Below are 9,658 nucleotides of genomic sequence, written 5' to 3'. Positions count from 1 at the left end.
ACGTTGAGTTCGCGGGCGTTGATTTGTGCGTTGATCTTGGCCGAGCGGGTGATGATGTCGAAGCGGTCGATGTTGCTGGCGTTCAGGCCTTCGCCATCGATGGTCACCGCGCCGCCATCGACCTGGTAGCTTTTCAGCTGGCCGGTGGGGTCGATGATGGGTTTGCCGGTGGTGAGGGTGACGTTGGGGGTGTTGATGAAGCCGCAACCGGCGCAGGTCACGCCGTACGGGTTGGCCACGATGACCTTGGCCGACTGCCCCGCCACTTCGGTATAACCGCGCAACTGGCTGGCGCTGCCGCCGTTGACTTCGTTGAGGATGACGCTGGCCGCGCCGCCCTTGAGGTTGGGGTTGCCGACAATGATCCCGCCCAGTTGGGTGTTTTGCAGCGCGCCGTTGGCGTTGTTGAGAATCACGCCGTTGAGGCCGACGTTGTACTGCTGAAACTGGTTATGGGACAAGCCTGCGCCGTTGGGCGTGGCGATGTTCACCACCGGCACGCCATTGCCCGCTGCGCCCACCGTGGTACCCGGCGCACTGACCACGATGCCCTCGGCCTGGGCCAGCAGCGGTTGCCAGAACAGCGCATTGGCAAGGATCAGCGCCAGCCCGCGTTTGGGCAGGCCGAAGAACGCGTTTCGCGGCTTCAGGGCGGCGGAAGGTTGGCGGGCCAGGAAGGCAAATTGTCGAACGTCCATTTTCAGTTTCTCGCTGCGGCGCAACGTTGAATTACAGGAACAAATCCAGGCGGAAGTAGATCGGCGCTTCGCGCTCGGTGACGACTCCGGGTCTTTCCAGCGAGTGGGCAAAGGTCACGCTGGTGCTGACGTTCTTGCCTCGGGCGAACAGCTCCAGGGAGTTGCTGGACACGCGGCCATGAACGTTGTCGTTGTAGCGGTCGTTGCGGATCACGCCCTGGTCGTAGCCGACGCTGGCGCCGTATTCGAAGAAGGCCGGACGCATCCAGTCGAGGGTCACCGGGCGCGCCCAGCGCACTTCGTTGCGCCAGTAGCCGCCGCTGTCGCCGGTCAGCAACTGGTCCTTGAAACCGCGCACCGAAGCCGAGCCGCCGAGGCTCATGCGCTGGGGCGAGAACAGCGGGTCTTCACTGCGTTGGCCGGTGGCCAGGCTGCTGAAGCTGAACGACTCGCCCCACAGGCTGAACGGTTGCAGGTAGCTGACGGTGGCGGTGTATTTGCGGTAGCGCGAGTTCGGCTGGCGGCGGCCGAAGGCGTCGCGCTCGTCCTGGGACTGGGCGTCGAGCAGGCCGATACCGTTTTGCATGCCCAGGTCCAGGTTGACGAAGGCCGTGCCGATACGCCGACCGTGGTTGACGCCCAATTGCAGTTCGCTGAGGCGGTTGCTGCTGGGCGCGGTGCGCACGTCGAGGATGTAGTTGTTGGTGCGCAGGTGCGCCAGGCCGACGTTGACCGAGGTCTTGCTCACGTCATCGCGGTGGATCACTCGTTCGGCGCGCAGTTGGTGGTTCTGGTTGTCGCCGTCCTGCTTGTATTTGAAGTCATCGGTCACGCCGAAGGTGCGGTAGTCGCTCTCGCTGTAGGTGTAACTGAAGTTCCACCAGCCCCACGGCACGTTGTAGTAGAGCATGGTGTTTTTCGAGGTTTTCTGGTGGTCGCTGATGGCGTCATGGCCGCCGCGCAGAATCAACTGGTCGCCCAGACCCAGTGGGCTGTCCCACTCAAGGCCGGCGCCCCATTGCTGTTCGCCGGTGCTTTTCTGGCCGTCGTTATTGCGCGACAGGCTGGCGCGCCAGGGCTTTTGCGCGGTGTTCTTGACCACCACGTCGCTGCCGCCGACTTGCTTGCCGGGGGTCAATTCCATTTGCGCTTGTTTGGACGGCAGGCGGTTGAGCTGGTCCACCAGTTGCTCGATTTCGCGCAGGTTCAGCGCTTCGCCGACCTTGCCGGGAAAGGCCATGGCCAATTCGCGTTCGGTCACGGTGCTGCCTTCGGCGCTGCGCAAGGCTTCGAGCTTGCCTTCCACCACCAGCACTTGCAGGTGGCCGGTGGAGAGGTCCTGCTGCGGCAGGTAGGCGCGGCTGGTGACGCGGCCTTTGCCGAGGTAGTAGTCGGTGATGGCCTTGAGCAGGTCGTTGAGCTGGGACACGCCCAGGCATTGGCCGACGTAGGGCTTGAGCAGGCGCTCGCGCTCGGAGGCCGGCAGGCTGTCGGCGCCTTTGAGTTCGATGTCTTTGATCGGGAAGCAACGGGTGTCGGCGGGCGCGGTCGGCGCCTCGGGTTTGGCCGCTTTGCCGGGCAGGTCCTTGAGTTCTTCAAGGCGCCGCTGCTGCTCTTCGAGCAGGCGGTTTTGCCGATCGCGGATCAGGTCCTGGTCCCCGGGGGTGGGGGCGGCGAATGCAGTGTTCAGGCTCAGGCAAGTGAGCAGGAAGGTGCATAGTAGAAACCGAGTCCGTGGCATTGGCATGTTCGATCCGTCGAAAATCAAGGGCCGGGAAGCTAACATCGAACGTCCGGCAGTCCTAGATGCGGAGGCTGTCGGGTGTTAGAGCGCGTTTCCGATTAACCTAATGATTAGTAAAAAAAAATAATTATCGAACAGTGACCGGCCTGATTACTGAGACGTTTAATCCGACCGGCGGCAACTGTTTCGAGGGCTGTTCGACTGCCACACAGTGATCGCCATTATTTAGCCATCAGGTTTCGTCGAGTGAGGGTTAGTGCCGGGGATCGGAGGAAAGTTCGCGGCGGTTTTGTGATTTGGGTCCCATTTATCGGAAATCCAATCAACTTTTTTGAACCCGTGCGCACTCACAGCGCTGGAGATATCAATGTGGGAGGGGGCTTGCCCTAATGCCAGTCAGTCAGTTTTTTTGTAGGAGCGAGGGGGGCGCCTAGCTCTTGCTCGCGAAAAACTAACAGGCACCGCGTTCATTCAGGAAGCACGCGTTATCGTTGACGTTTTTCGCGAGCAAGCTCGCTCCTACAGAGGGCGGCATTAATTCAAGCCCCCTCCCACATTGGTATTTGCAGGGCTGAAGATATCAGCCAAGGCCCTTGTCTTTTTCCGAGCCGGGCACCAGGGCCAGGCCGGGGCGTTCGACGTCGCGGGACACGTGGGATTTGATTTCCCCCACGCCGCCCTCTTCGTCGTTGTGAATCACCAGCACGCCGGGGCGGCGCAGTTGTTCCAGGTCGCCCTCGCCCAGCTTGAAACTTTCACTCAAGTGCTGATCGCTCAGGGCATTCGCCTCGGCGCGACGCTGGGCGAACTTGCGGCCTTTGCGTTGCTGGTAGCGCGCCCAGGCAATCAGGATCACGGCGTTGAACAGGGCGATCCACAGGTAGATTTGCAAGGTGTTGAGCGCGGCGAAGATCGGCGCTTCCAGGCGCGGGCCTCCGTGGGTTTCGAGCATGGCGTTCATGCCCCGAGCCAGCAGCCAGACCAGGCCGGCCCAGGCCAGCAGGGTAAGCAACACATCGACAATCCACATCACCAGGTTCTGGCGGGTTCTGACCAGTTTCATCGTCACGCCTCCTCTTGGGCAGGTTTGATACCACGGTCCGGGCTGACCCAGCGCGCGCGTTTCTGGTGCTGGTTGAACAACACCTTGGGAAAGCTGACCAGGGTGGTGAACAGGCTCACAAGCCAGAACACCATCGGGTACCACACGGTCCAGAACAGGGTTTTCCACAGGTCTTTTTCGTAGCGCCGGTCAATCAGGATGCTCACCGCGAACTGCAGCAGGCACACCATCGCCAGCACCAACCCGGTAAACGCCGGCGGTACCAGGGAGTCGACGGTAATCGCCGGCGGCAACACCATGAATTTGCCCAGGCCCCAGAACACCACCGAGAGCAGGAAGGTGAACGCCCAGCCGGTGGACAGGCAGTATTCGAACAGCAGCGGCCACAGGTAGCGATGGCGCCATTGCCAGATGCCACGGATATTCTTGAACAGCACTTCAGCGCCGCCTTGGGCCCAGCGCAGGCGCTGTTTCCACAGGCCGCCGACGGTCTCGGGCATGAGGATCCAGCACAGCGCGCGCGGTTCGTAGAAGATCGCCCAGTGATCGAGTTGCAGCTTCCAGCTGACATCGATGTCCTCGGTGATCATGTCGGTGCTCCAGTAATCGATGCGGTCCAGCGCCTTCTTACGGAACGCCACCACCACACCCGACACCGTGAAGATCCGCCCGAATACGCGCTGGGTGCGCTTGATCAGGCCGATGATCGAGGAGAACTCGCCCACTTGTACCCGCCCGATCAGGGTCGACCGTGTGCGCACACGCGGGTTGCCGGTGACGGCGCCGAGGCGCGGGTTGTCGAGCATCGGCGCGACCATGTAGGCCGCCGCGTTTTTGTCGAGCAACGCATCGCCGTCGATGCACACCAGGTATTCGCTGCGCGCCGCCACCGCACCCATGCGCAGGGCCACGGCCTTGCCCTGGTTCTGCGCCAGGTGCAGCACGCGCAGGCGTGGGTGTTGCAGCGCCAGCGCGTCGAGTACTGCGGCGGTGTTGTCGCTGGAGCCGTCGTTGACCGCGATCACTTCGATGTTCGTGTACACCTGGCCCAGGGCGGCCGCCATGGTGTCGGCGACGTTATCGCCTTCGTTGTAGCAAGGGATGATGATCGAGATCAGCGGGTTGCCGGCCAGGGTCGGCGCCGGCGTGTCTTCCTCCCACGGCCAGTGGCGCTCCCAGTGCAGCCAGAAGTACAGGCCGCCGGCGATCCACAGCGCGGACATGAACAGCGGGTAGAAAAACACGAAGTCCATCAGGAACTGCCCGGTGACCAGGAAGATCAGGCCCAGGGGCACGCCCAATACCAGTGCCAGCACGAATATAGCCAGGATTCTGTCGAACATGATCAAGGGTTCCACTGGTTGGAAAGGGCCGGACGTACAGTCTTCAGGTCCGGGGAGTTTTCCAGGAAGTTGTCCGGGTAATAGCCAAAGCTCTTGACCCCCTGGCGTTTGAGCACGCCCATCCATTGCGCCAGTTGCTCAGCGCTGATATCCGGTGCGGCTTTGGTGCGCCAATCTTTGGCTTGCAGCTCGAAAACGGTTTTTTCCATGGCGCCCGGGCGGGCCTTGACTGTCGCCACCAGTTTTTCCAGCCAGGCATTGGAGGTCTTCACTTCCTGGCCTTCCATCAACGGCATGGCCATCGGCGCGGTCCAGTCATAGGCCTGCAGGAAGTCATCGAGGTTCTGCGCGAACCAGGCTTCGCTGTCCGGGTTGAGCATCGGTTCGGCGAAGATATTGCGCGCGGTCTGCACCTGCGGCCCGGCAATGGCGCGGACCTTGGTGGTCAGCTCCTGGGTGAAGTCGATCAGGTAGCGGCTCTTGAAGCGGGTCCAGCGTTGCAGCGTGGCGGGATCGGCGCGCAAGGCGGCGATAGTGTCCGGCAGACCATTGGCCGCGTACGCCTTGAGCGCGGCGGGGCTGGCGTCTTCGAAGTCCGAGAGCACGGCGTCGTCGTGGTACAGCACACCGTCGATGGCGCTGTTGCGGGCCAGGTCCTCGTAGATCTCGCCGATGATTTTGCGCACCTGCGGGTCGAACGGCGACAGGCGTTTGTACTGGTCAGGGTCAGGCCCCAGCCTGGCGGTTTGCGGGTCCCAACGGGTCACACGCGGCAGCTTGGGGTCGAGGGCGAAACTGAGCACGGGCATCCAGGCATACACGGCGGCGTGGGCACGGGTGTGCAGTTGCCAGGCGACGCGGTTGAACAGGTCGGCGCGCACCGGCAAGTGACGGTTGGGGAAGTAGAGCGAGTGCACCAGGCCGTCACCCTTGGGGTCGGCGAAGGCTTGCAGGAATACGGTGCCGGCGCCCATGTCCACCACGCGCTGCACCAGTACGTCGAGGTTGCGCGCCTGCTGGGCCGGGTCGGGGTCGTAGACATTGTCCAGGTCCACATGCAATACGCGCATCGGCGCCGGGGTCTGTGCGGCGACGATGCTGTTGGCGAAGTGCTCGCCGTCCGGGTCGGACGCCACCAGGAAGCGCGGGCTGTTCATCAGATCACTGGCGCTGTCGAGTCCGTCTTCCAGGGTCAGGGCCATCTGGTAGCCCTGCTCGCTGACGACGGCCAGGGAGGTGCCTTTGGCCGCGCCGTACGGCCACACCCATACCCGAGGCGCCTTGCCGGTCACTGTGCGGATTTTTTGCGTGATGGCCGCGACGTCCGCACGCATCCGCGCCTGGAATTGCGCGTCGGTTTCATAGCGTTTGGTCGCCGGGTCGTAGCGCAGCGAGGTCGCCGCCGGCTCGAGGTTGCCCTGGGGGTTGGCCAGAATACCGGTGTGGCTGGCGTCGGTGTGCGCGGCGATTTCCACCAGGCCCGACTGGGACACTTCACGGATCTGCTGCCAGGTGAGGAATTCTCCACGCGGGCGCGGTGAACCGGCGAAGTCCACCGGTTTGTTCAGCGGCGTGTCGATCCAGTAGCCCACCGGCGCCAGTAACGCCGGCCAGTGGTAGGCGCGCAGAATCGGCATCACGCGGGTGTAGAAGCTTGTATAACCGTCGTCGAAGCTGAGCATGATGGCTTTGGGCGGCAGCGCCGGGCCGCCGTTGCGCGCGGCCAGGATCTGGTCGACGCTGACCGCCTGGTAGCCGTTCTCGCGCAACCAGGCCAGTTGTTCGATCAAACGTTCGGTACGCACCGCCACCACCGCCTGATCCGGGTCGCGATCATTGACGTCATGGTAGGCAATGCCCAGGAAATGGTTTTTCGGCCACGGCGCTTCGTTGAGCGCGGTTGGCCGCTGCGCGGGTGGGGTATAGGGCGCGGGTTGCTGGGCGCACGCGGCGGCCAGCATTAGACCCAGGACCAACAAGCAACGGCTGAGGACGGTCATGGTCAGGCTCTTCTAGAAACGGTAAGTGAGGTCGACGAGCAGACGCAGATCGCGTTCGCGGTCGCCGTCATAAGGTCGGCTGATCAGGCTGAGGTTGGCGCCCATTTCAAGTACGTCGTTCCAGCGAAAGCGCTGGCCGTAGCCGACAAGGCCGATGCCGCCGGTGGAATAGTCGCGCTGGCTGTAGGTGCCCGCGCCGATCTGGAACTGCTGGCTCCACTGGGTCTCGTAGCGGTGATAGAGCACGTGGTTGACGTTGATCACGGGCAACACCGTGAAGTCCGACTTCGGGTTGAAGTACGCGGTGTCTTGCTTGCTGTTGCGGCTCGCGCCGACTTCCAGGCCCAGGTCGACTTGCACATGGGGCGAGCTGTAAAGGCCCTCGCGGCCACTGAGCAGCGCTTCGAAGCGGTCGTTGCCGTCGCTGAAGTGCGACGGGCTGAGGGTCAGTTTCCACTCGCGGCTTTCATTGGCGCGCCAGCGGATGAAACCACTGCCGCCATTGGCCGTGACGCCGTCGTTCAAGGCGCGCAGCGGCGTGGTGGTGAGCAGGTAGCCGACGCTGCCGCCGTACTGCCAGTGGTCGTTGATGTCGCGGGCAATCGACACTGCCGCGCCTTGTTTGGCGCCGTCGCCGTAGGAGTGATTGGACACCTCGGCTTCGATCGTCATGTCGCGGGTGCGACGCTCCACGCCCACGCGCTGCCAACGGTGCTGGCCGGTGCCTTCGCTGAAGTCGGCGGTGGCGTAGCCGGCACCGGCGAACAGGCGCCAGTCTTCGTCGATGGGTGGCGTGTAGATCACGCTTTCAATGCCCCAGTCGCGGCTGCCGGTCACGGCGCCTGCGTCGTTGTTGTTGCCGCCGCCGTAGCTCTTGCCGGTGTAGGCCTCGACGCGCAGTTCGGCCATGTCATGCACATCGCGCAGGCGGTTGAGACGTTGCACCTGGCGGTTGTCGGGGTTGCGCGCGACCACGTCGTCGGTGAGGGCGTCCATCTGGCGCCACTCCTGCAGGTCCATGGCGGTGTAGGCCTGGGACACTTCCAGGCCGATGTCGCGGGGCGCCTGGGCTTCGGTTTCCTTGAGGGTGCCTTCGGCGCGGCGCGGCCAGTCACGGGCGCGGTACATGTCGGCCTGGGCGATGCGCAGGCCGATATTGCCCGGCGCCTTGGCCACCAGCGCTTCCAGGTTGGCTTCGCTGCCCGGCAGGTCGCCGCCGAAGGTGCCAGCCTGGGCGGAGAGTTGCTGCGCGTCCATCCAGTTGTCGTTGGGGTTGCCAATCGGCAAGCCCTTGAGTTCGACGCGCGGTTTCTGTTCTTTGGCCAGGGTGTCGGCGACCTGGCGGGCATCCTCGACCTTGTCACTTTCCAGCAGGGCGTAGAACAACGCGGTGCTGTCGTCGACGCGGTAACTGGCGTCGGCATCCGGCGCACTCAACACCTGGCGATACAAGGGTTCGGCTTTTTCCGGCTGGCGCTGGTCGAGGTACGAGGCGGCCACCCAACGCAACGCGTAAGTGGGCAATTGCACACCTTCAGCGTTGAAGGTCTGGTATTCGCGGATCACCTCGGCGGTGCGTGCCCTGGCCTTCAGTGCGCCCAGGCGGTCGATGCGCCAGCGCACCACGTCGTCATGGGCGCTGGCGTCCGGCGTCCAGCGTGCGATCAATCGGTCGTAGTCACTGAGGGCGCGGTCGGCGACCACGTAGCGTTCTTTTTCGGTACGCGTGGCGAACTCGGCGATGCGCACGCGCTCGGCGGCCAGGTCGCCTTCCAGGCGGCGCTGGATCACCGCGTCCACCAGGCCCGGACGCCTGGCCGACAGGCGCAGCGCGGCTTCCGGCAGGCGGGCCTTTTGCAGCGCGACGATGTATTCACGCGCCACGTCGGGCTTGTCGCCGGCACGGATAAAGGCCTGGTCGAACTCAAACAGTGCGTCGTAGTTCAGGCCGGCGCGGGTCAGCGCGTAGCCCAGGGCCATGCGGCGGTTGGGGTCATTCGGTTGCGCCGCCACCAGCGCGCGCAAGCGTTGCACCGCCTCATTGGCCTTGCCGCCATCGGCCTGGGTGAGCGCCAGGCCCAGTTGCAGGTCGATATTATTCGGTTCGCGCAGCAGCGCCTGGCGATAGACCGCCTCGGCCTGGGCCCACTGCTTTTGATTGCGATAGGTGCGCGCCACCGTGGCCAGTGCCTGGGTGGTCAGGTTGCGATGCTTGCCCTGTGCCTCATACACCTTCACCACTTCCGCGTCCTGCCCGGCCCAACCGGCAATCACCAGGTGATCGCTGACCTGGCCTGGCGTCTGGCGCTCGGCGGACAGCTGGCGCAGTTGGGTCAGTGCCGGCGTGAAGTGACCGTTGCGCGCCTGGATAATCAGGGCGTCATAGGCAGGGTCGGCCACGGCATAGGCAGGCATCAGCAATTGGCTGCACAGGCCTGCTGCGATGAGCAGCCGCAACCGGCCTGAAGCGCTGAGTGGAGGGATTGGCAACATGTCGTCGGCTTCCTTACAAGGAAAGCCGCAACGATGGGTGATCCTGAGCGATGTGCATCAGGGTGTCGGCGTCTCGGGACCCGACCTAGCTTTCCTGGGGCAACTATCTCTTAGCCAGGCAGGGGCAAGGCCAATTCAGAACAATTGTTCAGAATTGGCTGACACAGATTCTTTGCCAGTCACAAAACAACTGTGAGTGGGGGCTTGCCCCCGATAGCAGTGAGTCAGCCACAGATAAGCTGACTGATACACCGCCATCGGGGGCAAGCCCCCTCCCACATTGTTAACTGCATTTCAGGGTTATTGCGCGCCGCCCA

The 9,658-nt window shown here is 63.5% G+C and carries 6 protein-coding genes; all 6 read right to left on the bottom strand.

From position 1 onward, the window contains the following. The coding region (locus BFP89_RS17180; RefSeq protein ID WP_141689035.1) for a filamentous hemagglutinin N-terminal domain-containing protein at positions 1-698 on the bottom strand (698 nt) is incomplete at its 3' end. Between the two features lie 31 nt (positions 699-729). Further along, a complete protein-coding gene (locus BFP89_RS17175; RefSeq protein WP_083208091.1) occupies positions 730-2,439 on the bottom strand; it encodes a ShlB/FhaC/HecB family hemolysin secretion/activation protein in 1,710 nt (569 codons plus the stop codon). Positions 2,440-3,022: 583 nt separating this feature from the next. Then, positions 3,023-3,505 (bottom strand): poly-beta-1,6-N-acetyl-D-glucosamine biosynthesis protein PgaD, encoded by a 483-nt coding sequence (gene pgaD / locus BFP89_RS17170; protein ID WP_065886639.1) that lies wholly within the window; start codon positions 3,503-3,505, stop codon positions 3,023-3,025. A 2-nt stretch (positions 3,506-3,507) separates the two neighbouring features. Next, a complete protein-coding gene (gene pgaC / locus BFP89_RS17165; RefSeq protein ID WP_065886638.1) occupies positions 3,508-4,848 on the bottom strand; it encodes a poly-beta-1,6-N-acetyl-D-glucosamine synthase in 1,341 nt (446 codons plus the stop codon). Between the two features lie 2 nt (positions 4,849-4,850). Next, positions 4,851-6,848 (bottom strand): poly-beta-1,6-N-acetyl-D-glucosamine N-deacetylase PgaB, encoded by a 1,998-nt coding sequence (gene pgaB, locus BFP89_RS17160; protein ID WP_065886637.1) that lies wholly within the window; start codon positions 6,846-6,848, stop codon positions 4,851-4,853. Between the two features lie 12 nt (positions 6,849-6,860). Further along, the gene (pgaA, locus tag BFP89_RS17155; protein WP_065886636.1) at positions 6,861-9,341 is read right to left on the bottom strand and encodes a poly-beta-1,6 N-acetyl-D-glucosamine export porin PgaA; all 2,481 of its coding nucleotides are present in this window, start codon (positions 9,339-9,341) and stop codon (positions 6,861-6,863) included. Positions 9,342-9,658: the final 317 nt, after the last annotated feature.

Origin of the sequence: Pseudomonas sp. 31 R 17, assembly GCF_900004915.1 — a bacterium.
GTDB classification, from domain to species: Bacteria; Pseudomonadota; Gammaproteobacteria; order Pseudomonadales; family Pseudomonadaceae; genus Aquipseudomonas; species Aquipseudomonas orientalis_A.
This window is presented reverse-complemented; position numbering and strand designations above follow the sequence as displayed.